Origin of the sequence: Stenotrophomonas sp. a6, assembly GCF_030913325.1 — a bacterium.
Lineage (GTDB): Bacteria > Pseudomonadota > Gammaproteobacteria > Xanthomonadales > Xanthomonadaceae > Stenotrophomonas > Stenotrophomonas maltophilia.
Map to the genome: position 1 here is coordinate 1,615,825 of NZ_CP133161.1, position 22,197 is coordinate 1,638,021.

The window sequence follows — 22,197 nt, forward strand, 5'->3', positions numbered from 1 at the left end:
CGTTACTGCGGGCCCGGTCATGTTTCCGTGGCACGATGGGCCTGGACACACATTCATTGGACGAAGATAGGGCAATGCGCGTTCAGGTATGCCGCTGGCAAAGCGTAGCGCCGGAACACCGTCAGCAGGCGGTGGATCTGCTTCGCCAGGCTTTCCCGGACATGCAGGGCGAGGGCTACGCCATCCCGGGGCCGGTCGCTCTGGTCCTGGCGATGGGAGGTGATCACGTTGTCGCACATCTCGCGCTGTACGAACGCAACGTACTGCTGGACGGCGAGCCGGAACGCATGGGCTTGATTGGCGGCGTGGTGGTGCGTGCCGACGTTCGCCGGCAGGGCGTTGCCTCGCGGTTGATCGAAGCAGCCCATGCAGAGCTGCGCCGGCACGGTATCGATTTCGCCGTGCTGTTCGCCCTGGATCATCGGCACTATGCCTCTGCGGGCTATGTGCCGATGCAGAACGAGACCTGCTTCATTGAAGACGGCCACGTACGCAGGTTCGTCTATCGCGGCGGCATGGTGGCCACGCTGGGAGCGCGCCGCTGGACCACGGCCTTGCTCGATCTGCAGGGCGAAACGGTCTGAACGGCGCCAGCGTGCAGTCACCACCAAACCACCGTATCGTGGCGGTTGTCCAATGAACCAGGGAGCGGTGCAGGATGAAGGGGAAGGTAGTGATGGCGATGATGCTGCTGGGGTGTTTCCCGCTGGCATCGGCCCAGGTCTACAAGTGCAAGGGCGCTTCCGGTGAAACGGTATACAGCCAGAATCCCTGTGCTGCCGGCGCTGAACCCATGAAGCTGCGTTCCAGCCGTTCCTCCACGGAAACGGCGGGGGAGGCATCGAACCGCGCGGCGGTGTACCAGAACACCGAACTGGCCGACGCCGGTATCGCCGAGCGCAACTGCGTGCAGGGCGAGCGCTCGCGCATCTACGGTCCGCTGGAGTCGCGCAGCCAGCAGATCGGTCGGCAGATCGCCGAGTTGAACCGGCAGATGGCCGCGTCGAGCAACAACCTGGCCGGCGCAACCCGTGACTCGGGCATCCGTGCGCAGATTGCCAGCCTGCAGCAATCGTTGAGTGCCGAGCGGATGGCGGCGGATACACAGATGGCGAGTGCGCGCGAACAGTGCGCCTCGACCCGGCGTGAACGCGAGCGCTCGGTGCGCGACAAGTTCAGCAACGTACCCGCGGGTACGCCATGAGTCGTTCCCGCTAGGCGGGAAGGCGCATGGGTGTCTCCGCACGGAAGTTGCGCCCAACCGGCGCGCTCACGCCCAGGTAGTGCCGGAACAGGTAGATCAGCGGTTTCCAGCGCGTCACATCGATGTGCTGGGTGCCGTCCACGGTGATGTCTTCGTGCGCATGCACGCAGCGGATGCGGCCTTCGACGATCACGAAGCCCTGGCCATCATCCTCGCCGGGTGGATGCATCGCCATGACGGTGGCCTCCACCTGCAGCGGGCACTCGGCAATGGCCATCGGAGCAACATGCGTCGACACGACGGCAGTGAATCCGCCCAGTGCGAACTTGTCGCGCACGTGCACGTAGCCCATCGCCTGCTTGGCGGTCGGCACCGGGTTACAGCCGGTTGCCCGCGCGATCGCCTCGACCTGTGCGGCCTGCGCGGATGAGGGGAAGTTCAGCACGCACTCGCTGCGCAGCTGCAGGTTGCGATAGCCCTGGCCCTGCGTACCGAGACCCAGCACTACCCGGTTGCCCAGCGCCCAGAACGAAGAAAGCGGGCTGATGTTGCTGCTGCCATCGTCATTCAACGTGGTCATCAGCAGCACGGGCGTGCCTGGGTACAGGACCGAAGGGGTGATGCGGCGGCGATGGATCGAAGCGGTCTTCACGGCAGGTCTCGCGGTTGCGGGCGAGCACTGTGCCGCGCAGTCGGCTGCTGACGCTTCGGCCTGCATCGAACTGTTGGCAGATGACGGCATGCCACAATGGGGCATGGTCCACACCTCCGGTTCCCTTGTCAGTGTCGGTGCCCTGGTCGGGGACCAGGCGCGTGCCGCCATGCTGCTGCAGTTGATGGATGGACGGGCTTACACCGCGATGGAGCTGGCGCGCGTGGCCGGGGTAACGCCGCAGACGGCGAGCACGCACCTGCGCAGGCTGGTCGAGGGTGACCTGCTGGTGGCGGTGGCGCAGGGGCGTCATCGCTACCACCGGCTGGCATCAAGCGAGGTGGCAGAGATGCTCGAAGGCATGCTGCGCGTGGCCGACCGTACCCCTTCCTGTACCGCTGCGGCCGCGCGCAGCATGCCTGCACTGCGCGAGGCGCGTTCCTGCTATCGGCACCTGGCCGGCGTGCACGCGGTCGCCATCACCGATCGCCTGCTGCAGGCGGGGCATGTACTGCCATGCGAAGGGCATTGGCAGATCAGCGCTGGAGGCGCCGCATTCCTTGCCGGACTGGGCCTGCCGTTGCGCGAGCTCCTGCAGCAGCCGGTGGCGGCCAAGCCGGCGCGCTACTGCCGTGGCTGCCTGGACTGCACCGAACGGCGGCCACACCTGGCAGGGCTGGTCGGTGAGGCGATGCTGGACAGTTTCGTGAACAACGATTGGCTGCGGCGCGTCGAGGGCCGGCGCGAACTGCGGCTGACGCCACCCGGGCGCGAGGCGTTGTGGCGGCTCTTCAACCTGGCGACCTGAGCGGCGCGGCCAGTCTCAGCCACCCGCGACATGGCAAGGCGTTATGGTCGAGTTCCACGTCTCAGGGAGCTGCAATGGCGAGCAAGGACATCACGGGTCGCTTCGGGCACGGAGCGAATCGGAAATGAGCAAAATCATGGCAGATGTGCGTTGGCTGACCTTTCGGTTGAAGAACGGGCAATCCATCGGGCCGGAGCGGCTGAAGGACGGATGGGTGATAGCCTCGGAAACCGCCCGCTGCGAGGTCCGCCGCGAGCATATCGAGGGATCGGGCCTGGTGTACGCCCTGTATGCGCCGGCCAACCTGGCCTCACCGCGGCGCGCGGAAATGCGCATGCGCGAATTCCTGATGAGCTCGGGCTACACCTTCACGATGGGCACGCTGGGCGGCTGATCCCCGCCTGCTGCGGCTACGGGCGCACGGCCAAGACCTGGCCGAGCGCGCCGATCTGACCGCGCGCATCGAACGGCACTGTGCTGGTCGGCCGACACCGGGGTGGCCAAACGGCACCGACATGTCGAAGCCCAGCCACTCGCCTTCGGGCATGCCGAACAGGTGCGCGGTCGGATCGAGGGGAGGCGACACATGCTGCGCGGGTCCCTGCACCGTAAGCGTTGCCAGCCTGGCGGACACGTTTCGCTACGCGATGGACTCAGCGTTGCACTGTCTTCAAGGCATCGACAACCTGTGCTTCAGAGAAGCCACAATGTCCTTCGCCCACCGATGGCAGTACCCGTGGCGCTGGCCGCGCACCGGCGTGTGCGGCCAACTGCGGATACACCGTCTGCATGTGCGGCACGATGGTGGGGTCGTTGTGGTTGAACTGGATCACCAGCGGGCGCTGCAGTGCGCCGGTCAGCGCCAGCGTCGCGCGCACCCTGGCCTGCGCGGCAGGTACAGCATCGATGCGCCGCACCCCGGCGTTGAATGCGGCGTCATCGCCGAAGCCGCTGTAGACCGTGCCCCTGTTGCCGACCGGCATGCCACCGCTGCGTGTGGCCAGCTCGTGCAGCACCAGGGCGTGCAGGCTGATCGTGCCGGCCACTTCATCGGGGGAAACCTGCAGCCGCTGCGCCAGCAACGCGGCATGCGCCGGGTCGCGTTGCAGCGTGGTGGCGATGCCCTGGTAAAGCTCGCTCTGGGGCAGCATGGCTGCTTCGCGCGACGCCAACCCGGTGGCCGGCAACCCCTCAGCCTTGGGGAAGAAATAATCGAACGCGACCAGTGTGGTCAGCAGGTCGGCCGCGATCTGTTCGCCACTGAGATTGGCGCCGCACAGCGACACACCACCGGCATAGTGCTGCGGGAAACGCTCGAGGCTGCCAATGGTTACGGCACCACCCATCGAGAAGCCCAGCATCCAGGTGTGTCGCACGCGCTTGAGTTCACCCAGGGCATGCTGTCGCAGGTGTTCCATGTCGGTGATCGCCTCGGCCACCGCCCAGCCTTGGCTGGAATACGCGCTCTGCGCGACGGCGTAGCCCACGCCCAGCAGTGCTGCGGTGCTGTCACCGGCGGCCATCGGCGTGGTGCGTGGCACGCCCACGGGCTCATAGCCATGGGCCAGCATCACCAGGTCGCCGTTCCAGTCTGCCGGTACATCCAGCCGCCAGGGGGCGCCCTGCAGCTCGCCGCTGAGCGTGCGTGGTGCCGTGGTTGGTGCTGCCAGCGATGCCGTCGAAGCATGCAGCAGGCCAAGGGCGAGGGCACATCGAAGCAAGGGGCGCATCGTGGTCATTCCATGCGGGAATGGCGCAGAGCATAGATGCCAGCGGAATGTTGCGCGCGCTGCACTGCCGCAGGGGATTGCGGGCCGTACAGGCGGCGCTCTACGCTGGTGGCATGGCTCCGCACGTCACCGCGTCGATTATCCGCATTCCCCACGGGAAGGCGGGGTAGCGCGCGGTCGTCACGGCCCTGCAACCCGCCCGGGAAGGCGGATTGCATGCAGCGCTCTCCCGGGAACTGGAATCCACCGAGGAGATCGCAGATGCAACACCCTTCATCCGCCGATGGCGGCGCAACCCTGCACCTGCTGTGCGGCAAGATCGGCGCAGGAAAATCGACGTTGTCGCAACAGCTGGCGGCCAATCCTCGCCACGTATTGATCAGCGAAGATGCCTGGTTGGCCACGCTGCACCCGGGTGAAATCCACTCCGTCGCCGATTATCTGCAGCGCGCAGCCACGCTGCGCAGCGTGCTGACCGATCATCTGCGTACGCTGCTGCGGGCCGGCGTCTCGGTGGTGCTCGATTTTCCATTCAATACGCCCGCCAGCCGCGCGTGGGCACGTGAAGTGTTCTCGCCAGTGGGCGCCGCGCATCAACTGCACTTCCTCGATATCGCCGACGAGGTCTGCAAGGCGCGGCTGCGTGCACGCAATGCATGCGGCGAGCATCCCTTCGAGGCCAGCGATGAGGAATTCGAGCAGATCACCCGCCACTTCGTTGCACCGGCCGCAGAAGAGGGTTTCATGGTGATGCGCTACACCGAGGCAGGCCCGGCATAGCGCGGTCGGCTCAGTCGCCGAATGCCGGCTTGCCTTCGGTGGCGGTGCGCACGAGCGTCCTGCGGAAGGTTTCGACCAGGGGGCGCAGGTTGATGCGGTGCCAGGCCGCCCACAGCGGTGTGCGGTAGCTGAACCACGGCAGCTCGCGCAGCACCACGCCGTCCGGCGCCTGGTGATCCAGGCTCTGCTGGACGGTGGTCAGGCCCAGGCCGGCGGCAACCAGGCCAAGCGCGGCCAGTGGCTCGGTCGCTTCCATGGCGATGGTCGGGGTGAACCCGGCTTTCGCACACGCGGCGATGAAGGTGTCGTGGCGCAGTGCGTTTTCCCTGTGCATCACGCCGATCCACTGCTGGCTGGCCAGATCCTCGGGCGTGATGGTCTCTGCAGTGGCCAATGGGTGGCCGGCCGACAGCGCCAGCAGCATCGGATCGTTCAGCACCTGCGTGGCTTCCAGGTCTGGATCGTCGAACGCGGGTGGTTCGCAGACCAGGGCGATGTCCAGGCTGCGTTGGCGCAGGCCTTCCAGCTGCACGTCCGACTGCTGGTTGTACAGCGCGATGTGTACGGCAGGACGGTCGCCGCGCAGTTCGCGCAGGGCGGTCGGCAATACGCCGGAGTGCATCGCGTACTCCAGATAGCCGATGCACAGGCCACCTTCATCGCCGCGGCCGAGCCGGCGTGCCAGCGATTCCAGCCGATTGGCGTGGGTCAGCAGGGCGCGCGCCTCGGCCAGGAAGGTACGGCCATCGGCGGTCAGCCGGATGCGCTGCTGCGAGCGTTCGAACAGCTGCAGTTCCAGCCGTTCCTCCAGCTGGGCGATCTGCCGGCTGAGCGGGGATTGGGAGATGTGAAGGCGCTCGGCAGCGCGGCCGACGTGTTCATCTTCGGCGACGGCCACGAAGTAGCGCAGTTGGCGGAGGTCGAGCATAAGACCTTGCGGGACTCAAGATAATTAAATTATGTCTTGGACAGTCTTATCGGGCAAGCCTAGCCTGTGCGTCAACTTCAACAACCTCCCCAAGGGGGAACCCATGAGCATCAACACGCTGCTGGCTGGCAAGACCCTCGGCTTCGGTACCGCGCCGCTGGGCAACATGTTCCGTGACATCCCGGAAGCCGAGGCCCAGGCCACGGTGGACGCGGCCTGGGAACAGGGCACCCGCTACTTCGATACCGCCCCGTTCTATGGCGCAGGCCTGGCCGAGATCCGCCTTGGCGACGCGCTGGCCAAGCGCAACCGCGATGACTTCGTGCTCAGCACCAAGGTCGGCCGCCTGATCCTGGACGAAGTGGAAGACACCAGCGCCCGCGACCTTGGCGAGAAGGGCGGCCTGTTCGTCGCCGGCCGCCCCAACAAGCTGGTCAACGACTACTCGGCCGACGCCACCCTGCGTTCGATCGACGACAGCCTCAAGCGCCTGAAGACCGATCGCCTGGATATCGTCTGGGTGCACGACATCGCACAGGACTTCTACGGCGATGAGTGGCTGTCGTACTTCGAGACCGCACGCCGCGGTGCCTTCAAGGTGCTGACCCGCCTGCGCGAGGAGGGCGTGATCAAGGCCTGGGGACTGGGCGTCAACCGTGTCGAGCCGATCGAGCTGACCCTGGACCTGGACGAAGCCCGTCCGGATGGCTTCCTGCTGGCAGGCCGCTACTCGCTGCTCGACCACGAGCGTGCGCTGCAGCGGGTGATGCCCAAGGCGGCCGAGCGCAACACCGGCATCGTGGTCGGCGGTCCGTACAGCTCCGGCGTGCTGGCCGGTGGCAGCCACTTCGAGTACCAGAAGGCGTCGCCGGAGATCCTGGCCAAGGTCGAGCGCATCAAGGCCATCGCGGCCGAGTACGGCATCAGCATCAAGGCGGCCGCGTTGCAGTTCTCGCTGGCCAACCCGGCAGTGGCTGCGGTGATTCCGGGCGCCAGCCGTCCCGAGCGCATCGCCGAAGACTACGCCGCACTGAAGGAAATCATCCCGGCCGGGTTCTGGCAGGCGCTGCGCGCCCAGGGCCTGGTCGCGGCCAACGCTCCGCTGCCGATCGACAACATCTGAGTCCCGAAGGAGACATTCCCATGGCAACTGCTTCTGTATCCATCACCGTGCCGACCCCGGCCGACCAGGTCTGGAACCTCATCGGCGGCTTCGATTCATTGCCCGACTGGCTTCCGTACATTCCCCAGAGCACGCTCAGCGAAGGCGGTCGCGTGCGCCATCTGGCCAATCCCGATGGCGATGCCATCGTCGAGCGCCTGGAAGCCTTCGACCAGGCCGATCGCAGCTACACCTACTCGATCCTGCAGGCCCCGTTCCCGGTCAGCGACTATCGATCCACCCTGCGTGTGGTCGAGCAGGGCGACGGTTCGCGGATCGACTGGTCCGGTGAGTTCACTCCGGTGGGCGTCAGCAACGAAGAAGCGTCCGCGCTGTTCGAGGGCATCTATCGCGATGGCCTGAAGGCCCTGGAAACCACGCTGGCCGGGTGAATGCCCGTGTGGCGTTGACCGCATGCAGGCGCCCCGGCGGGTCCGGGGCGTCTGCGTGTCAGGGTGCGGGCGTCGGTCCACCGCAGGCGACGCGATGCATGGGAAAGTCCATTGCCTGCTTCGGATTGTCCTGCGCGATCTCGATGCGCGCATGTGCGCGCTGGTTGTCGAGCCGCCGGTAGTGGATACGCTGTGGGAAGTCGTTGGCAGGATTCTCGAAGACCGCCTCGTTGGCATCGACCCGGGTCGCGTTGAAGTCCGTGGCGTTCTGGCCAGAGGGCAGGGCAGTCAGCACCAGGCGCCCATCATCGTGTTGGCGCAGTTGCATGAACTCGAAGCCGACGGTTCGCCCGTCACGCAGGCTGCGGCTGCTGCCGAACAGGGTGTTTCCAGCCAGGCTGGTCCATTGCTCGCCGGCACCGGGTGGCTGCCCATCAAGCTGCCAGCAACCGGCCAGCCAGGCCAGGTGCTCGATCTTCGAGGGTGAGGCGGATAGCGCGTGCGGGGCCGCGAGCAGCAGCGGCAACAGGGCCAGGGCGATGCGGAGTGACATCGGTGCCTCCATGCGCGGGAATGTGCGGCCTGTATAGCGCCCGCCAGATCATGCGGCCAGTGCCGTCCTTTCCAGTGCTGATTCCGATACGATCTGTCACATTGAGCTTGTCTCGCTTGACCCGGAGTCCCGTCATGGTCGACCGTCTCGCCATTCTGCTTGAACGCTTCGCGGTCACCGCCTCGGTGTTCCATGCCGGTGCGCTGTGCGGCATCAACACGCTGGAGGGGGAGGATGAAGCCGGGCAGCTGCACCTGGTGCGACGTGGACCGCTGCAGGTCAGTCATGCCCAGCAGACCGTACAGGTGGATGTGCCCAGCCTGCTGCTGTATCCGCGGCCGATGCCGCACCGCTTCAGTACCGACCCGCAGCAGGGCGCCGACATGGCCTGCGCGAACCTGCATTTCGAAGGCGGCCGGCTCAATCCGATCAGCGCCGCGTTGCCGGATTTCATCTGCCTGCCGCTGGCTGGGCTGTATGGCGGCAACGCAGCGCTGGAGTTGTTGTTCGAAGAAGCGTTCGAGCAGCGTTGCGGGCGCGCGGCGATGGTCAACCGCCTGTTCGAGGTGGTGATGATCCAGGTGCTGCGCCAGCTGATGGAAGGTGGCGAAATGCGCGGCGGTCTGTTCGCTGGGCTTGGCCACCCGCGATTGCGGCTGGCGCTGGTGGCGATGCACGAAGCCCCGGCGCAGGGGTGGACGCTGGAGGATCTGGCCGAGGTGGCCGGCATGTCACGCAGCGTGTTCGCCGCCAGCTTCCGCGAAGCGATGGGGACCACCCCGGGCCAGTACCTGCAAGGCTGGCGGGTCGGGCTGGCACAGCAGGCGCTGCGCCAGGGCCGGCCGCTGAAGCGGATTGCCGACGAGGTGGGCTATGGCAGCGAGGCGGCACTCTCGCGCGCGTTCAAGGCGCACACGGGGCAGTCACCACGCGAATGGCGCGGACAGGCGCGTGCTGGAGCGGCCTGAGCCTCAGCCCAGCACCAGCCGGGCCAGCTTCATGCCACCGAACAGGCCGGCCAGGCCCAGCGCCACCGAGCCACCGGCATACAGCGCGGCCAGTCCGTGCTGCCCGCGCTGCAGCAGCAGGCCGATCTCCAGCGCATAGGTAGAGAACGTGGTGTAGCCACCAAGGATGCCGGTGGCGAGCAACAGGCGAAGCTGCGGCGAGGCACCATTGCGCATCGCGAAGACCTCGACCACCACGCCCATCAGCAGGGCGCCGCTGATGTTGATCAGGAAGGTCGACCACGGCCAGGGGCTGCCGACGGCCACTCGGGCGCCGATCAGGTTGCAGGCGTGGCGCAGGCAGGCACCGATGCCGCCGCCGACGAAGACCAGGAAATAGTTGTTCAATGCTTGCATGGCGTGCCTCGAATGCGGGTTCGCAGGGTCAGTGGCGAACGCCGAGGGCAGGCACGACCTGCCGTCGACGAACACCGGGTTCGTCCTGGCAGGAGCCATCAGCCTTCTCAGGCGGTTATCGGGGGAGCCCCATCCCCATCGCGGTCCATGCTACCAGCGGCGGTGCATTCACGTCATCGAGGTCGTCAGCACGCGGGCCACCTTGCTGCGGCTGAAGCCATCCATCAGCAGTTCGAACGCGAGCAGGTCCAGCGCCGCGTGGCGGCGGTGGTCGATTTCCAGGCCATTCTCGGCCACCAGGTGACTGACCAGCTCGTAGGCGTCCTGCCAGACGTCAAGGTGGGCCTGGCTGGGAATGTAGGCGTTACCCGGCTCCCCGACGCCGCGCCCGTTCACTCCATACAGCAGCTCGCGTGCGTCCAGCTTGGCCGCATCGGCGATGCGGAACAGCTGCTCGGCTTTCACATGGGACGCACTGACATGGTCGTTGAGCCAGTTGCTGATGGTTGCCGTGGTGGATTTGGCGGCGCGGGCCAGATCGGCCGGGCGGGGGTGCCCGGCTTTCTTCATGGCGGCGGCGAGTCGTTGGCCGAGAGTATTCATCTATGCAAGCCAGCTTAACGCGTGGAATGCGAAGAATCCTTGCCGCAAGAATAAGTCTGGTTAACAAAAGGGCAGACCATGACCGAATTCTGGAACAAGCGGCAGGTGCGTACGCGGCTGGGGTTCCAGACCGATGCGGAGCTGGCGCGCTTCTTCGGCATCAGCCGTTCCGCGGTATCGCAATGGCCGAAAGACTTCCCGATTCCCGCTCTGCGGCAGTACATCCTGCATCAGCGCTACCCGAACCTGTTCCCCGCAACGGGCGCCGCCGAAGTCGAATCCGCCTGAATTACGCCGCCTTTTGTCGCATTTAGCGTGCTAAGCGCATTTTGTTAAGTACACTTAGCAAAATAGGAAAAACTGATCGTTCTGGCAGTACCTATTGTCGAGGCCTACCAGCTGCCGGACAGGTGGCTGGGTCGCGTTGTCGGCTTCACCCCATCCGGGAGGGGCGGGGTCCCGTATGTGGTTTCGTGAATGATTAATAATTTCAATCGCGAAAGTCGCTGCATGTAATTGACCTGTCGTGAAATCTGTGACTAATTTGGATCAACCGGGCGTGAAGCCTGGGAGTCTTTCAGTAGCACGCAAGTGAGTCGGTAGACCGTCAACGATGCAGAACAAGTCCAACGGAGGTCGTATGGAATACGGCATGCATGGCTTGGCTGAACGGGTACGCCGCGAACTGGAAGCCAGCTATCACAAACACGGATGCGGTCCGGCGTTCTGGGATACCTACCAGCAGGTGCTGGACCGGCTCGTCCCGCAGGGGACCGAGCGTACCGAGTTCACCAACGAAATGGCGCTGATCATCGAGCAGCTGGGCATTGTCCGACGCGCGCAGCTGGTACCACCGCACGCCGACGGGCCGCGTTGATTCAGAGCAGGCGCCAGGCGCCGCAGGCAAGCAGCGCCAGCAGCAAAGACAGCAGGGCCAGGGTCCGGGGTCGCCACCAGCGCTTCGGTTGCCCGGCCATCGCCTGCGGACTGCAGTAGCGCACCAGCCCCGGACCGAACCCGGCCCGGTGCTGTTGCTGTGCGCAGGCTTCCAGACAGGCGCCGCAGGCCAGGCAGTCGGCCTGCGGCCCCTGGCGGATGTCCAACTGCATCGGGCAGGCGCTGATGCAGGCCGCGCAATCGGTGCAATCGCCAAGACGGTCGGCGCTGAAGGTCGGCATCGGTCCGGCCAGCAGCGGATGCGCGGCGCGGAACACGTAGTCCTGTGCAGTGGTCGGGTCGAGCAGGCCGCGGGCACGGCCCAGCACGCCGCCCAGGCCGGATGGGCGAGGCCCGCGTGGCTCGCCGCGGCGGGCGTCGTACAGCATGCGCGGCGTATGTGGATCGGTCAGCAGCGGCTGCATGCGTGCGAACGGGCACAGCGAACGGCAGACCTGCTCGCGCAGGAAGCCGGCGTTTGCCCAGGTGGCGGCGGCATAGAACAGCACCCAGAACGTTTCCCAGCCGCTCCAGCCGGCGCGCGGCGCTGCGATCACCAGCTCGGCGATCGGGCTGAACAGGCCCACGAAGGTGATGCCGGTCCACAGCGAGAGCAGCCCCCAGGCCAGCTGTGTGGCCGCGCGCGCAACGCGTGCCGGAAGCGTGCGGGCCATGCCGTCGGCGATCCAGTCGAAGGCACGGCGCCACAGTGTCTGCGGGCAGGCGTGGCCGCACCAGATGCGCCCGGCGAGGTGGGTGAGCAGTGCCAGCCCCATCGCGAGCACCGCCAGCAGGCCGACCAGCACCCCGACGTCTCCCGGCCACAGCGTCCAGCCGAACAGATCGAAGCGGCGGGCGTTGATATCCAGCAGCAAGGCCTGGCGGCCATCCCAGCGCAGCCATGGCAATGCGTAGAACAGCACCAGCAAGGCGGCGCTGAGCGTGCCGCGCCAGTGCCGTGGTCTCGGTGTGCAGGTCGTACTCATCCCAGCGGCAACTCGTCGTCGTCGCCGCTGGGCATCGGTCGCTGCAGGTACCAGGTGATCGCGCTGGACAGCGCCGTCACCGTCCAGAACATGAAGAAGCCGGCCGTGTAGCCCATTTCACGGCTGATCTGCGTGCCCGGGAAACTGATGGCCTGCAACCGCAGCGGGTCGACGAAGGCGAAGAACACCACGCTGGCCAGGCCGGCAGCGATGAAGCTGGGCCAGAGGATCGCGCCCCATTGCTGGATCAACTGCTGGCGACGGTTGGGAGAGGGTCTGTTCATGCTGTCCCGGATCGAAAAGTGGGCGGCGCGTATACTCGCCTGGGTTGGCGCGGCATCCGCAGGGCATGCTTCCTGCAAGCGTGCCAGCCTAGGTGCAGCGGACTGCGCCGACATTGATCTGGATCAACGGTGGTGCCGGCCGGCTGCGGCACACTGCCGGCACGCTTTGGGTACCCCGATGAACGCAACGCCGCCTGTCCTTCCTGTCGCCTCGCCCGAGCTGTGCACCGAGCAGGAAGTGACCCGCCTGGTCCACGACTTCTACGCCCGCGTGCGCGGGGAGGAGCGATTGGGGCCGGTGTTCGAGGCCCACGTCCACGACTGGCCGGAGCATCTGGCCCAGCTGGTCGACTTCTGGTCGGCGATGCTGCGCGGCACCCGGCGCTTCAAGGGTTCGCCGATGTCCAAGCACATGGCCATCCAGCTGGACAAGGATCTGTTCGACCGCTGGCTGGTGCTGTTCCGGATCACCACCGCCGAATGCAACAACCCGCCGATGCAGGAGCTGGCCAACGACGTGGCTGCGCGCATCGGTGACACCTTCTGGAAGCGCTACCAGATGCTGCGATGGCCGCAGGTCGGCCTGCCGGTGCTGGGGATGCCCGCCAAGGATTGATCTGGGTCAAGGCGGCGCAGGCCGCCCGGCGCGATGCTGGCGCCATGGACACGTTCTCTCCCGCCGCTGGTGGCCTGGCCTGGACTTTCGACCCTGACCTTCTGCGCCGGCACGACCGGCCGGGCCCGCGCTACACCTCGTACCCGACCGCGCCGCATTTCCATGATGGGTTCGACGCGCCGGCGCTGCGCCAGGCGATCGCCGACAGCAACCAGCTGGCCCGCGCGCTGTCGCTGTACGTGCATGTGCCGTTCTGTTCCAGCCCGTGCTTCTACTGCGGCTGCAACCGGGTGATCACCCGCGATCGCGGCCGTGGCCACAGCTATGTGTCGCGCGTGCTGGCCGAGGCCGATCTGCTGGCACCACAGTTCGAGGACGGGCGCGAGGTCATCCAGCTGCATCTGGGCGGTGGTACGCCGAACTTCCTCGATGCCGAGGCGATGACCACACTGGTGGAAGGGTTGCGCAGGCGCTTCGATTTCAGCGATTCACCGCAGCGCGATTTCTCGATCGAACTCGATCCACGCTTCATCGACACCCGTGACGTCGCCATGCTGGCGCGCCTGGGCTTCAACCGGGCCAGCCTGGGCGTGCAGGATTTCGACCCGCAGGTGCAGGAATCGATCAACCGCATACAGGGCGTGCAGCAGACACTGGACATCCTGCGCGCCTGCCGCGACAGCGGCATGCGTTCGGTCAACGTCGATCTGATCTACGGCCTGCCCGGGCAGAGCCTGGAAGGATTCGGCCGCACCCTCGAACGGGTGCTGGCGCTGCGCCCGGACCGCCTGGCGGTGTATGGCTACGCGCACCTGCCGCATCTGTTCCGGGCACAGAAGCAGATCGACGAAAGCCGGTTGCCGTCGCCGGAAGACAAGCTGGCGCTGCTGGGCCTGGCGGTGGACAAGCTCTCCGCGGCTGGCTACCAGTACATCGGCATGGATCATTTCGCATTGCCGGAAGAGGATCTGTCACGCGCGCAGCGTGCCGGCCAGCTGCATCGCAACTTCATGGGTTACACCACCCACGCCGATACCGATCTGCTCGGCCTGGGCGTAAGTGCGATCAGCCATATCGGCGCCACCTACAGCCAGAATCCACGTGACCTGGCGTCCTGGGAGGACGCGGTGGACCAGGGGCAGTTGCCGGTCTGGCGCGGTGTCGCGCTGAGTGCCGACGACCAGCTGCGCGCGGAGCTGATCCAGCAGCTGATGTGCCAGGGCGAGGTGGATGGTGCGGTGCTGGGGCAGCGCCACGGCGTGGATTTCCAGCAGTACTTCGCCGAGGACCTGCGTTCGGTACAGCGGCTGCAGGAAGATGGCCTGGCCGAATACCGCGATGGCGTGGTGCGTGCGAGCGAACCCGGGCGACCGTTGCTGCGGTTGCTGGCAATGTGCTTCGACCCGTATCTGCGTGCCGCACATGAGCAGCCACGCTACTCGCGGGCGATCTGAAAGCGGGATGTGCTGCGTGCGTGTGGTGCCCGGAGCCGGAATCGAACCGGCATGGGGTTGCCCCCGGCGGATTTTAAGTCCGATGCGTCTACCAGTTTCGCCATCCGGGCCTGCAGCGCGGCGCCGATTGTAGCCTACCCGTGTCGCTGCAGCCGGATTGCGCGTGAGCGACGTGCTTAACTGTTATCCCTGTTCATGTCATAGTCCCAGCCACCGTTCCCAGGGGGGGAGCCACCCGATGTCGCTGCACGCGATTGCCTATGCCAGTGAGGCCCGCGCCGATCTGCGGACAACCGATCTTGATCGCCTGCTGGCCGACGCCACGGCATTCAATCGTGTAGCCGGTGTCACCGGTGTCCTGATGTTCGACGGCAGCCGCTTCCTGCAGTATCTGGAAGGCCCCGAAGATGGCATCGATTCGGTGTTCCAGCGCATCTTCAATGCACGCAGCCACGCGCAGATGAGGCTGTTGTGCCGCGCGCCGGTGGTGCAGCGTGCGTTCCCGCGCTGGTCGATGGGGACGCGGCGGATCGATGCGGACCTGCTGACCCAGATCGTTGACGCGGCGTGGCCGGGTTTCCTGCTTGGCAGCGGTGGTTTCGAGCGCCTGCTGCAGGCCTGGACCGGTGCCGACGGCGAGCTGGAACCCGCCGCGGTCGCGCTGGGTTCCTGAGCCCGCCTTGGCGGCGGGGTATCGGGGCCGGTAGGCTGTAGCCTTTCTGGTGCGGGTTTCCCGGAGTGGTACAGCGAATGAGTGGGTTGGCCCAAGCCATGGCGGCACGCATCCGGTTTCACCCGGCGCACGGGACATGCCGATGAGCGTGCCCGTTGCGGCGGCGGTGACGCCGCGTTTCGCCGTGATCGGCCTGGGTTACGTCGGCCTGCCATTGGCGGTGGCGTTTGGCCGGCACTGGCCGACACTGGGCTTTGACATCGATGCCGGCCGCATCGCGGAGCTGCGCGGTGGCCGCGATCACACGCTGGAGATGGAGGCCGACGAGCTGGCCGAAGCCACGCATCTGCAGTACGGCAGCGATCCTTCGCTGCTCGATGCCTGCAACGTCTATATCGTCACCGTGCCGACCCCGATCGATGCATACGAGCAGCCCGACCTGGAGCCCCTGCGTTCGGCGACACGGCTGATTGCCAGTCATCTTCGCGCCGGCGATCTGGTGATCTACGAGTCCACGGTGTACCCCGGCACCACCGAGGAAGTGTGCGTGCCGCTGCTGGAACAGGGTTCGGGCCTGGGCTTCAACGAAGACTTCTATTGCGGCTACAGCCCGGAACGGGTCAGTCCCGGTGACCGCCAGCGGCGCCTGGCCGACATCCGCAAGATCACGTCTGGTTCGACCCCGGAGGTCGCTTCGGTGATCGATGGTCTCTACCAGCGCATCATCGACGCCGGTACGTTCCCGGCGCCGTCGATGCGCGTGGCCGAAGCAGCCAAGGTGGTCGAGAACATCCAGCGCGACGTCAACATCGCGCTGGTCAACGAGCTGGCGCTGATCTTCGACCGGCTCGGCATTGATACCCAGGACGTACTGGACGCCGCTGGCAGCAAGTGGAATTTCCTGCCGTTCCGACCAGGCCTGGTTGGCGGTCACTGCATCGGCGTCGATCCGTACTATCTGCTGCACAAGTCCGAAAGCGTGGGCTACCACCCGGACCTGATCCACACCGCGCGGCAGGTCAACAACCGCGTCGGCGAGCACGTGGCGGCGCGCGTGCTGGCGATGCTGGCCGAGCGTGGCCGTGCACCGGCGGAGGCACGCATCCTGGTGCTGGGCGTGACCTTCAAGGAGGATTGCCCGGACCTGCGCAACAGCCGCGCGCTGGAACTGGCCCAGCGCCTGCGCGATGCGGGTGCGCAGGTGGAGGTGAGCGACCCGTGGGTCGGCCCGGCGGCATTGACCGGCGAGGGCCTGGATTGGCTGGCCGAACCCGGGGCGGGGCGCTATGACGCGGTGGTACTGGCGGTGGCCCACGCCCGTTTCAAGGCAATGGATGAAGACGCAATCCGGGCGCTGCTGGCGCCAGGCGGCCTGGTCTACGACGTCAAATCGGCCTGGCCGCGCAACGTGGTTGACGATCGTTTGTAAGCCTTGGCAGCGAGCGGCGCGGTAGACTCGGGAACAGTTGCAACCGAGGAAAGCCATGCACCGGTACATCGTCTACCTGCTCGCCATCCTGATGTTCCCGATATGCCTGTGGCTGGCCACGATCTGGCCGGCCTGGTACTGGGGCGTCGGCCTGACTGCCGCGATGGTGGCATTGGGGACCTGGGACCTGCTGCAGAAGCGCAGCACGCTGCGCCGCAACTATCCGGTGATGGCGCACTTCCGCTACGGGCTGGAATCGATCGGCCCGGAGATCCGCCAGTACTTCGTGCAGAGTGACCTGGAGGACGTGCCGTTCTCGCGCCAGCAACGTGCACTGATCTACCAGCGCGCCAAGAACGAGATGGACACGGTACCGTTCGGCACCCTGCGCAGCACCTATGCGGTGGACTACGAATGGATCAACCATTCACTGGCGCCGACTGCCATCGCCAAGCATGACTTCCGCGTGCTGATCGGTCCGAACTGTGCCAAGCCCTATTCGGCCAGCGTGTTCAACATCTCGGCGATGAGCTTCGGTTCACTGTCGGCCAATGCCATCCGCGCACTGAACGAAGGCGCACGGCGTGGTGGTTTCTACCACGACACCGGCGAAGGTTCGATCTCGCCCTATCACCGTGAGATGGGCGGCGATCTGGTCTGGGAAATCGGCTCGGGCTACTTCGGTTGCCGCGACGAGAAGGGTGGTTTCAGCGAGGAACGCTTCGTTGCCAATGCCACCCATGACCAGGTCAGGATGATCGAGATCAAGCTGTCGCAGGGTGCCAAGCCGGGTCATGGCGGCGTGCTGCCAGCGCCGAAGGTGACTGCCGAGATCTCGGTGACCCGTGGCGTGCCGATGGGCGTGGACTGCGTGTCGCCGTCGCGTCACTCGGCGTTCTCGACACCGGTCGAGCTGCTGCAGTTCGTCGCCCGCCTGCGCGAGCTGTCCGGTGGCAAGCCGGTCGGTTTCAAGCTGGCGATCGGCCACCCGTGGGAGTGGTTCGGCATTGCCAAGGCGATGCAGGAAACCGGGTTGCTGCCGGATTTCATCGTGGTGGACGGTGCCGAAGGGGGCACCGGCGCGGCGCCGGCCGAGTTCGTCGACCATGTGGGCGTGCCGATGCACGAAGCGCTGCTGCTGGTGCACAACACCCTGGTCGGCCTCGATCTGCGCGAGCGCATCCGCATCGGTGCAGCCGGCAAGATCACCAGTGCGTTCGACATCGCGCGCACCATCGCGCTGGGTGCCGACTGGTGCAATGCCGGCCGCGGCTTCATGTTCGCGCTGGGCTGCATCCAGTCGTTGAGCTGCCATACCGACAAGTGCCCCACCGGCATCGCGACCCAGGACCCGGCGCGCTGGAAGCATCTGGATGCACCGGACAAGGCCACCCGTGTGTACAGCTACCACGAGCACACGCTGCATGCCTTGAAGGAACTGCTGTGTGCCGCGGGCCTGAACGACCCGGCGGAACTGGGTCCGGAGCATATCCTGCGTCGGGTTTCGCCTGTTGAGATCCGTTCGCTGGCCTCGCTGTACCGCTACCTTGAACCGGGCGAGTTGCTGCACAAGGTGCCGGACCACGCCGTGTTCCATGCGTTCTGGGCCGATGCGCGCAGCGATTCCTTCCAGCCGCCGCCGAAGATCCAGGCGCTGCGGGCCAGCAAGTCGCGATAACGTGTTGCTGTAGAACCGAGCCCATGCTCGGCTGCTTCTCTCATCGCGATGTTGGAACGAAGAACCGTCGAGCATGGCTCGACGCTGCAAGGAGATGCCATGCGGTTCCGGACCGGCACCACGGATGATGTCGCCACGCTGTGGGCGTTGCGCACGCGTTGCGTGCGCGAGACCTGCAGCAGCCATTATCCGCCCGAAGTGATTGCGCCCTGGTCGGCCTCGCCGCCGCCGTCGCAGTACGCGCGGTTGCTGGGGCAGGGCGGCTGCGTGGTGGCCGAGGATGGGCAGGGCGGCCTTCTTGGCTTCGGTGTGTTCGATGCCGATGCCAATGAAGTCGACGCGTTGTTCGTTGATCCTGATCGTGGCGGCCAGGGAATTGGCCAGGCGCTGATGCAGCGCCTGCTGGCAATGGCCGATCGTGAGCGTGAGGTGGTGCTGTCGGCCTCGCTCAATGCGGTGCCGTTCTACCAACGGCAGGGATTCATCAGCGTGCGCGAACAGGTCTACCCGCATCCCAGCGGCGTGGCGCTGGCTTCGGTGAGCATGCGCAGGCCATGGTGAGCGCCCGGGGGACTGTAAGGCAGTCGAGGATGGCTCGACTCTACAATGCAGGCGTCACCGCCCGGCCAGCCACCTGATTACGCCCTCGGCGGCACGCAGGCCACTGGCGTAGCACGCGGTCAACAGGTAGCCACCTGTCGGCGCCTCCCAGTCCAGCATCTCGCCGGCGCAGAATACGCCGGGCACGGCCCGCAGCATCAGGCCATCATCCAGCGCATCCAGGCGCACGCCGCCGGCGGTGCTGATCACCTCGGCCATCGGCCGGGGACGCAGCAGGCGCAGCGGCAGGCGCTTGAGCGTAGCCGCCACGGCAGGCAGGTCGTTGCCGGCTTCCTTACCCAGAATCTCGAACACCAGTGCGGCCCTCACCGCATCAAGGCCCGCCTGGCGACGCAGGTGCTCGCCGAAGCTGCGGCCCTTGCGCGGGCGTGACAGATCGGCCAGCAGGCGCGCCTCGTCGCGGCCCGGCACCAGATCCAGCCACAGCATCGCGTGGCCATCGCGGTTGATGGTCTCGCGCAGGTCCGCCGCCAACGCATAGATCAGGCTGCCTTCGATGCCGTACTCGCTGGCCACGCATTCGCCCTGCAGCAACTGTGGCTGTCCGGCCAGGTCGATCCAGTGCGCGACCACCGGCTTCAGCGGTGCACCGGCATTGCGCTGGGCGAAGAACGGGGTCCAGTCCACGTCGAAGCCGCAGTTGGCTGACTGCAGTGGCGTGATGTCCACGCCACGGGCCTGCAGCGGTGCAACCCAGGCGCCGTCGCTGCCCAGCTGCGGCCAGCTGCCGCCGCCCATCGCCAACACGGTGGCATCGGCGTGGACATCGATCTCGCCGGCTTCGGTGGCGAAGCGCAGCGCGCCGTCGTTGCCCCAGCCGATCCAACGGTGGTTGGCATGCAGGCGCACGCCCTGTTCCTTCAGCCGGCGCACCCAGCCACGCAGCAGCGGCGCGGCCTTGCGGTCGACCGGGAACACGCGGCCGGAGCTGCCCACATAGGTCTCCACGCCAAAACCGCCGGCCCAGTCGCGCAATGCCTGCGCATCGAAGCCATCCAGCCAGCGGCCCACGGTCGTGGACTGCTCGCGGTAGCGGCTGTCGAACAGCGGACGCGGATCGGAATGGGTGAGGTTGAGCCCGCCCTTGCCGGCGATCAGGAACTTGCGGCCGGGCGAACCCTTGGCCTCGTACAGGTCCACCTCCAGACCGGCGGCGCGCAGGTGCTCGGCGGCGAACAGGCCGGCCGGGCCGCCGCCGATGACGGCGACCCGCGGAAGCGGTGCGGCATTACGGTTTGACATCGAGCAGCTCGACATCGAACACCAGCGACGAGCCGGCCGGAATCGGGCCAACCCGGCGGTCGCCGTAGCCGTAATCCGGCGGGATCATCAGGGTGCGCTTGCCACCGACCTTCATGCCGGCCACGCCCTCATCCCAGCCGCGGATGACCTGGCCGGCGCCGAGCGCGAAGGTGAACGGTTCGCCGTGCTTGAAGGAGCTGTCGAAGGTCTTGCCGTGCTTGGTTTCGGTGCGGTTGTCGTAGATCCAGCCGGTGTAGTGCACGGTGACCTTGCTGCCGGCAACGGCTTCGGTGCCGGTGCCGGGCACAGTATCGATGCGCTCGAAGGTGGTCAGGGTGCCGCCGGGCGGTGGGCCGGACGGTTCGGTTGTGCAGCCAGCGGCGGCGAGGGACAGCAGCAGGGGAAGCAGCAGGCGGCGCATCGGGCGTCTCCGGAAGGGCGCAGGGCGAGGGCGGCAAGGGTAGCGCATCGGCGCCGGGTATCATGGGGGCATGGCAAAACTCCTGCTCAATCTGCGCAATGTCGGCGACGACGAATATGCCGATGTCTGCACGCTGCTCGACCAGCACGGCATCGCCTGGTATCGCACCGAACCCAGCCCCTGGGGCATCTCCAATGGTGGCCTGTGGCTGCGCGAGGACGCCGATCATCCACGTGCGAAGGCGCTGATGGCGGAATACCAGGCCGAACGCGGGCCGCGCATCCGTGCCGAGCGTGAGCAGGCATTGCGTGATGGCACGGCGGAGACCTTCGGCAGCCTGTTCCGGCGGCGGCCGGTCTACGTGGTGCTGGTGCTGCTGGGGATGGCCGGTGCGGCGGCGCTGGTGCTGCTGCCGTTCGTGCTGTTGCGGGGGTAATGGGGCTTCTGGCCGGGTTGCACCCGGCACCCGCAGACGCAACGGCAACAGCAACGTCAAAAGCCGGGCTTCAGTGGGAGGGCGGGGCGGTGTGGACAGGCGGGGGACGGCAAAAGCTGCTCCTGCGTGCCTCGTAGAGCGCCATCCATGGCGCTCTGCGCCCCCGCCTGCCCACACCGCCCCACCCATGACAGATTCCGGTTGTTTGCCGGGCTTGGGGTCGGGTCCCTCTGCTGCGCAGAGGGCTCTGACCCCTGAATCTGCCCGGAGGGGCGGGAGGCGCTAAAATGCCAGGATGATCGCCAATACTGCTGCCTACCATTTCGCCGTCATCGACGCTCCCCAGGCCCTGTGCGACCAGTTGCTGGCGCGTGCCGAGGCGGCGCAGTTGCGGGGCACGATCCTGGTGGCGGGCGAGGGGCTGAACCTGTTCCTGGCGGGTACGCCGGAGGCGGTCGAGAACTTCTACGAGGCACTGCGTTCTGACGCGCGCTTTGCCGACATGCGGGTCAAGACCAGCTTCAGTGAACATCAGCCGTTCGCGCGGCTGAAGGCCAAGGTGAAGGACGAGATCATCAGCTTCCGCCGTGACGACGGTCAGCCGCTGGACTATCCGCGCGCGCCGGCGGTCGATCCGGCCACGCTGCAGCGCTGGTTGCGGCAGGGGCATGACGACGCCGGCAAGCCGGTGGTGATGCTCGATACCCGCAACCTGCAGGAAGTGGAGTACGGCACCTTCAAGGATGCGCTGGTGCTGCCGATTCACAAGTTCACCGACCTGCCCGAGGCGCTGGCGCCGCACCGCGAGACGCTGAAAGACAGCACCGTGGTCAGTTTCTGCACCGGCGGCATCCGCTGCGAGAAGGCGGCGCTGTGGATGGTCAACGACGGCATGGACAACGTGCTGCAGCTGGACGGTGGCATCCTCGGCTACTTCGAGGAGGTGGGCGGCGAAGGCTACGAAGGCCGCTGCTTCGTGTTCGATGAGCGCGTGGCGCTGGATGCCGAGCTGAAGCCGATGGTCGACCAGCCGCTGCCGGAGCCGCGCCCCAGCGCGTTCTGACGCTTCCGGGGTAGAGCCGGCCGCTGGCCGGCTGCGAAGCCATCTACCTGTATGCCGGCCAGCGGCCGGCACTACCAATCGCGCTTGGCGCGGACCAGGGCACCCCGGATCGGCCCGGTCAGCCCTGAACCCGCCACACGGGAATCAGCATCCCGCCACCGTCACTGGCCGCGGCGCCTGGC

The 22,197-nt window shown here is 66.5% G+C and carries 28 protein-coding genes, 1 tRNA gene and 1 riboswitch; of the genes, 18 read left to right on the forward strand and 11 right to left on the reverse strand.

Translation table 11 applies throughout. The features are described 5' to 3' along the window. The first annotated feature begins 35 nt into the window (after positions 1–35). Both Q9Q79_RS07480 and Q9Q79_RS07485 read left to right on the forward strand, forming a co-directional pair. Positions 36–584 carry a GNAT family N-acetyltransferase gene (locus Q9Q79_RS07480; RefSeq protein ID WP_050557858.1) on the forward strand — a complete coding sequence of 183 codons (549 nt, stop codon included), beginning with the start codon at positions 36–38 and terminating at the stop codon, positions 582–584. 74 nt (positions 585–658) lie between these two features. Beyond that, the gene (locus Q9Q79_RS07485; RefSeq protein ID WP_024956604.1) at positions 659–1,204 is read left to right on the forward strand and encodes a DUF4124 domain-containing protein; all 546 of its coding nucleotides are present in this window, start codon (positions 659–661) and stop codon (positions 1,202–1,204) included. A gap of 10 nt (positions 1,205–1,214) precedes the next feature. Here Q9Q79_RS07485 and Q9Q79_RS07490 read toward each other — a convergent pair whose 3' ends face one another. Further along, the gene (locus Q9Q79_RS07490) at positions 1,215–1,856 is read right to left on the reverse strand and encodes a flavin reductase (protein WP_032966564.1); all 642 of its coding nucleotides are present in this window, start codon (positions 1,854–1,856) and stop codon (positions 1,215–1,217) included. Between the two features lie 103 nt (positions 1,857–1,959). Here Q9Q79_RS07490 and Q9Q79_RS07495 point away from each other — a divergent pair, with 103 nt between their 5' ends. Beyond that, positions 1,960–2,664, forward strand: coding sequence for a winged helix-turn-helix domain-containing protein (locus Q9Q79_RS07495; RefSeq protein WP_032967134.1), 705 nt, complete (start codon positions 1,960–1,962; stop codon positions 2,662–2,664). Positions 2,665–2,788: 124 nt separating this feature from the next. After that, positions 2,789–3,058: a hypothetical protein gene (locus tag Q9Q79_RS07500; protein WP_005408911.1), complete on the forward strand. Its 270-nt coding sequence runs from the start codon at positions 2,789–2,791 to the stop codon at positions 3,056–3,058. 259 nt (positions 3,059–3,317) lie between these two features. Here Q9Q79_RS07500 and Q9Q79_RS07505 read toward each other — a convergent pair whose 3' ends face one another. Next, positions 3,318–4,394 (reverse strand): hypothetical protein, encoded by a 1,077-nt coding sequence (locus Q9Q79_RS07505; protein WP_062607586.1) that lies wholly within the window; start codon positions 4,392–4,394, stop codon positions 3,318–3,320. 261 nt (positions 4,395–4,655) lie between these two features. Here Q9Q79_RS07505 and Q9Q79_RS07510 point away from each other — a divergent pair, with 261 nt between their 5' ends. Next, on the forward strand, positions 4,656–5,174 hold the full coding sequence (locus Q9Q79_RS07510) for an ATP-binding protein (RefSeq protein WP_024956607.1): 519 nt from the start codon (positions 4,656–4,658) through the stop codon (positions 5,172–5,174). 10 nt (positions 5,175–5,184) lie between these two features. Here the strand turns inward: Q9Q79_RS07510 and Q9Q79_RS07515 are convergent, their stop codons facing one another. After that, positions 5,185–6,102, reverse strand: coding sequence for a LysR family transcriptional regulator (locus tag Q9Q79_RS07515; protein WP_099529871.1), 918 nt, complete (start codon positions 6,100–6,102; stop codon positions 5,185–5,187). Between the two features lie 103 nt (positions 6,103–6,205). Here Q9Q79_RS07515 and Q9Q79_RS07520 point away from each other — a divergent pair, with 103 nt between their 5' ends. Both Q9Q79_RS07520 and Q9Q79_RS07525 read left to right on the forward strand, forming a co-directional pair. Then, positions 6,206–7,225, forward strand: coding sequence for an aldo/keto reductase (locus Q9Q79_RS07520; protein ID WP_049449138.1), 1,020 nt, complete (start codon positions 6,206–6,208; stop codon positions 7,223–7,225). Positions 7,226–7,245: 20 nt separating this feature from the next. Beyond that, the gene (locus Q9Q79_RS07525; RefSeq protein WP_033834665.1) at positions 7,246–7,656 is read left to right on the forward strand and encodes an SRPBCC family protein; all 411 of its coding nucleotides are present in this window, start codon (positions 7,246–7,248) and stop codon (positions 7,654–7,656) included. A gap of 58 nt (positions 7,657–7,714) precedes the next feature. Here the strand turns inward: Q9Q79_RS07525 and Q9Q79_RS07530 are convergent, their stop codons facing one another. After that, positions 7,715–8,209, reverse strand: a complete 495-nt coding sequence (locus tag Q9Q79_RS07530; protein ID WP_049396368.1) for a DUF6265 family protein — start codon at positions 8,207–8,209, stop codon at positions 7,715–7,717. 134 nt (positions 8,210–8,343) lie between these two features. Between Q9Q79_RS07530 and Q9Q79_RS07535 the strand changes: the two genes are divergently transcribed. After that, complete coding sequence (locus Q9Q79_RS07535; protein ID WP_005408919.1) at positions 8,344–9,177, forward strand: AraC family transcriptional regulator; 834 nt, start codon at positions 8,344–8,346, stop codon at positions 9,175–9,177. A gap of 3 nt (positions 9,178–9,180) precedes the next feature. Here the strand turns inward: Q9Q79_RS07535 and crcB are convergent, their stop codons facing one another. Then, positions 9,181–9,573 carry a fluoride efflux transporter CrcB gene (gene crcB, locus Q9Q79_RS07540; RefSeq protein WP_005412844.1) on the reverse strand — a complete coding sequence of 131 codons (393 nt, stop codon included), beginning with the start codon at positions 9,571–9,573 and terminating at the stop codon, positions 9,181–9,183. Between the two features lie 82 nt (positions 9,574–9,655). Beyond that, positions 9,656–9,719, reverse strand: a riboswitch (Fluoride riboswitch). A 22-nt stretch (positions 9,720–9,741) separates the two neighbouring features. Beyond that, positions 9,742–10,143 (reverse strand): transcriptional regulator, encoded by a 402-nt coding sequence (locus Q9Q79_RS07545; protein ID WP_005408921.1) that lies wholly within the window; start codon positions 10,141–10,143, stop codon positions 9,742–9,744. A 111-nt stretch (positions 10,144–10,254) separates the two neighbouring features. Between Q9Q79_RS07545 and Q9Q79_RS07550 the strand changes: the two genes are divergently transcribed. Together Q9Q79_RS07550 and Q9Q79_RS07555 are read left to right on the forward strand one after the other, a co-directional pair. Beyond that, positions 10,255–10,464 carry a hypothetical protein gene (locus Q9Q79_RS07550; protein ID WP_005408922.1) on the forward strand — a complete coding sequence of 70 codons (210 nt, stop codon included), beginning with the start codon at positions 10,255–10,257 and terminating at the stop codon, positions 10,462–10,464. A gap of 352 nt (positions 10,465–10,816) precedes the next feature. Then, the gene (locus tag Q9Q79_RS07555) at positions 10,817–11,053 is read left to right on the forward strand and encodes a hypothetical protein (protein ID WP_005408923.1); all 237 of its coding nucleotides are present in this window, start codon (positions 10,817–10,819) and stop codon (positions 11,051–11,053) included. Position 11,054: 1 nt separating this feature from the next. Here the strand turns inward: Q9Q79_RS07555 and Q9Q79_RS07560 are convergent, their stop codons facing one another. Both Q9Q79_RS07560 and Q9Q79_RS07565 read right to left on the reverse strand, forming a co-directional pair. After that, complete coding sequence (locus Q9Q79_RS07560; RefSeq protein WP_201861753.1) at positions 11,055–12,098, reverse strand: 4Fe-4S dicluster domain-containing protein; 1,044 nt, start codon at positions 12,096–12,098, stop codon at positions 11,055–11,057. Next, a complete protein-coding gene (locus Q9Q79_RS07565; RefSeq protein WP_005408925.1) occupies positions 12,095–12,382 on the reverse strand; it encodes a hypothetical protein in 288 nt (95 codons plus the stop codon). Before Q9Q79_RS07565 ends, Q9Q79_RS07560 begins: the two co-directional genes overlap by 4 nt. A gap of 178 nt (positions 12,383–12,560) precedes the next feature. Between Q9Q79_RS07565 and Q9Q79_RS07570 the strand changes: the two genes are divergently transcribed. Further along, complete coding sequence (locus Q9Q79_RS07570) at positions 12,561–12,998, forward strand: group III truncated hemoglobin (RefSeq protein ID WP_012479715.1); 438 nt, start codon at positions 12,561–12,563, stop codon at positions 12,996–12,998. A gap of 44 nt (positions 12,999–13,042) precedes the next feature. Next, on the forward strand, positions 13,043–14,452 hold the full coding sequence (gene hemN / locus Q9Q79_RS07575; RefSeq protein WP_012479716.1) for an oxygen-independent coproporphyrinogen III oxidase: 1,410 nt from the start codon (positions 13,043–13,045) through the stop codon (positions 14,450–14,452). Positions 14,453–14,475: 23 nt separating this feature from the next. Here the strand turns inward: hemN and Q9Q79_RS07580 are convergent. Continuing rightward, positions 14,476–14,562: transfer RNA gene (locus tag Q9Q79_RS07580), tRNA-Leu, on the reverse strand. A 128-nt stretch (positions 14,563–14,690) separates the two neighbouring features. Here Q9Q79_RS07580 and Q9Q79_RS07585 point away from each other — a divergent pair. The 4 genes from Q9Q79_RS07585 to Q9Q79_RS07600 all read left to right on the forward strand — a co-directional run bounded on the left by Q9Q79_RS07585 (position 14,691) and on the right by Q9Q79_RS07600 (position 18,793). Beyond that, positions 14,691–15,125 carry a BLUF domain-containing protein gene (locus Q9Q79_RS07585; RefSeq protein WP_005408981.1) on the forward strand — a complete coding sequence of 145 codons (435 nt, stop codon included), beginning with the start codon at positions 14,691–14,693 and terminating at the stop codon, positions 15,123–15,125. 142 nt (positions 15,126–15,267) lie between these two features. After that, positions 15,268–16,554, forward strand: a complete 1,287-nt coding sequence (locus Q9Q79_RS07590) for a nucleotide sugar dehydrogenase (RefSeq protein ID WP_065183386.1) — start codon at positions 15,268–15,270, stop codon at positions 16,552–16,554. Between the two features lie 55 nt (positions 16,555–16,609). Then, on the forward strand, positions 16,610–18,232 hold the full coding sequence (locus Q9Q79_RS07595) for an FMN-binding glutamate synthase family protein (RefSeq protein WP_005412910.1): 1,623 nt from the start codon (positions 16,610–16,612) through the stop codon (positions 18,230–18,232). A gap of 99 nt (positions 18,233–18,331) precedes the next feature. Further along, entirely contained in the window at positions 18,332–18,793 is a 462-nt protein-coding gene (locus Q9Q79_RS07600; RefSeq protein ID WP_043034339.1) for a GNAT family N-acetyltransferase, read from the forward strand. A gap of 54 nt (positions 18,794–18,847) precedes the next feature. Here the strand turns inward: Q9Q79_RS07600 and Q9Q79_RS07605 are convergent, their stop codons facing one another. Beyond that, complete coding sequence (locus Q9Q79_RS07605) at positions 18,848–20,095, reverse strand: TIGR03862 family flavoprotein (protein ID WP_201861754.1); 1,248 nt, start codon at positions 20,093–20,095, stop codon at positions 18,848–18,850. Beyond that, positions 20,082–20,516 (reverse strand): FKBP-type peptidyl-prolyl cis-trans isomerase, encoded by a 435-nt coding sequence (locus Q9Q79_RS07610; RefSeq protein WP_005408986.1) that lies wholly within the window; start codon positions 20,514–20,516, stop codon positions 20,082–20,084. The genes Q9Q79_RS07605 and Q9Q79_RS07610 overlap by 14 nt, the downstream gene beginning before the upstream one ends. A gap of 70 nt (positions 20,517–20,586) precedes the next feature. Here Q9Q79_RS07610 and Q9Q79_RS07615 point away from each other — a divergent pair, with 70 nt between their 5' ends. Further along, the gene (locus Q9Q79_RS07615; RefSeq protein ID WP_005408987.1) at positions 20,587–20,952 is read left to right on the forward strand and encodes a DUF6164 family protein; all 366 of its coding nucleotides are present in this window, start codon (positions 20,587–20,589) and stop codon (positions 20,950–20,952) included. A gap of 295 nt (positions 20,953–21,247) precedes the next feature. Further along, positions 21,248–22,015, forward strand: a complete 768-nt coding sequence (locus tag Q9Q79_RS07620) for a sulfurtransferase (protein ID WP_201861758.1) — start codon at positions 21,248–21,250, stop codon at positions 22,013–22,015. Positions 22,016–22,197: the final 182 nt, after the last annotated feature.

Bases quoted from the DNA above. Each gene is read 5' to 3' on its own strand.
- Q9Q79_RS07570 (WP_012479715.1), top strand. From the start codon at position 12,561: ATGAACGCAACGCCGCCTGTCCTTCCTGTCGCCTCGCCCGAGCTGTGC.
- Q9Q79_RS07565 (WP_005408925.1), bottom strand. From the start codon at position 12,382: ATGAACAGACCCTCTCCCAACCGTCGCCAGCAGTTGATCCAGCAATGG.
- Q9Q79_RS07500 (WP_005408911.1), top strand. From the start codon at position 2,789: ATGAGCAAAATCATGGCAGATGTGCGTTGGCTGACCTTTCGGTTGAAG.
- hemN (WP_012479716.1), top strand. From the start codon at position 13,043: ATGGACACGTTCTCTCCCGCCGCTGGTGGCCTGGCCTGGACTTTCGAC.
- Q9Q79_RS07615 (WP_005408987.1), top strand. From the start codon at position 20,587: ATGGCAAAACTCCTGCTCAATCTGCGCAATGTCGGCGACGACGAATAT.
- Q9Q79_RS07515 (WP_099529871.1), bottom strand. From the start codon at position 6,102: ATGCTCGACCTCCGCCAACTGCGCTACTTCGTGGCCGTCGCCGAAGAT.
- Q9Q79_RS07545 (WP_005408921.1), bottom strand. From the start codon at position 10,143: ATGAAGAAAGCCGGGCACCCCCGCCCGGCCGATCTGGCCCGCGCCGCC.
- Q9Q79_RS07480 (WP_050557858.1), top strand. From the start codon at position 36: ATGGGCCTGGACACACATTCATTGGACGAAGATAGGGCAATGCGCGTT.
- Q9Q79_RS07550 (WP_005408922.1), top strand. From the start codon at position 10,255: ATGACCGAATTCTGGAACAAGCGGCAGGTGCGTACGCGGCTGGGGTTC.
- Q9Q79_RS07510 (WP_024956607.1), top strand. From the start codon at position 4,656: ATGCAACACCCTTCATCCGCCGATGGCGGCGCAACCCTGCACCTGCTG.
- Q9Q79_RS07620 (WP_201861758.1), top strand. From the start codon at position 21,248: ATGATCGCCAATACTGCTGCCTACCATTTCGCCGTCATCGACGCTCCC.
- Q9Q79_RS07585 (WP_005408981.1), top strand. From the start codon at position 14,691: ATGTCGCTGCACGCGATTGCCTATGCCAGTGAGGCCCGCGCCGATCTG.
- Q9Q79_RS07590 (WP_065183386.1), top strand. From the start codon at position 15,268: ATGAGCGTGCCCGTTGCGGCGGCGGTGACGCCGCGTTTCGCCGTGATC.
- crcB (WP_005412844.1), bottom strand. From the start codon at position 9,573: ATGCAAGCATTGAACAACTATTTCCTGGTCTTCGTCGGCGGCGGCATC.
- Q9Q79_RS07485 (WP_024956604.1), top strand. From the start codon at position 659: ATGAAGGGGAAGGTAGTGATGGCGATGATGCTGCTGGGGTGTTTCCCG.
- Q9Q79_RS07520 (WP_049449138.1), top strand. From the start codon at position 6,206: ATGAGCATCAACACGCTGCTGGCTGGCAAGACCCTCGGCTTCGGTACC.
- Q9Q79_RS07535 (WP_005408919.1), top strand. From the start codon at position 8,344: ATGGTCGACCGTCTCGCCATTCTGCTTGAACGCTTCGCGGTCACCGCC.
- Q9Q79_RS07495 (WP_032967134.1), top strand. From the start codon at position 1,960: ATGGTCCACACCTCCGGTTCCCTTGTCAGTGTCGGTGCCCTGGTCGGG.
- Q9Q79_RS07600 (WP_043034339.1), top strand. From the start codon at position 18,332: ATGCGGTTCCGGACCGGCACCACGGATGATGTCGCCACGCTGTGGGCG.
- Q9Q79_RS07595 (WP_005412910.1), top strand. From the start codon at position 16,610: ATGCACCGGTACATCGTCTACCTGCTCGCCATCCTGATGTTCCCGATA.
- Q9Q79_RS07525 (WP_033834665.1), top strand. From the start codon at position 7,246: ATGGCAACTGCTTCTGTATCCATCACCGTGCCGACCCCGGCCGACCAG.
- Q9Q79_RS07610 (WP_005408986.1), bottom strand. From the start codon at position 20,516: ATGCGCCGCCTGCTGCTTCCCCTGCTGCTGTCCCTCGCCGCCGCTGGC.
- Q9Q79_RS07530 (WP_049396368.1), bottom strand. From the start codon at position 8,209: ATGTCACTCCGCATCGCCCTGGCCCTGTTGCCGCTGCTGCTCGCGGCC.
- Q9Q79_RS07555 (WP_005408923.1), top strand. From the start codon at position 10,817: ATGGAATACGGCATGCATGGCTTGGCTGAACGGGTACGCCGCGAACTG.
- Q9Q79_RS07605 (WP_201861754.1), bottom strand. From the start codon at position 20,095: ATGTCAAACCGTAATGCCGCACCGCTTCCGCGGGTCGCCGTCATCGGC.
- Q9Q79_RS07505 (WP_062607586.1), bottom strand. From the start codon at position 4,394: ATGCGCCCCTTGCTTCGATGTGCCCTCGCCCTTGGCCTGCTGCATGCT.
- Q9Q79_RS07560 (WP_201861753.1), bottom strand. From the start codon at position 12,098: ATGAGTACGACCTGCACACCGAGACCACGGCACTGGCGCGGCACGCTC.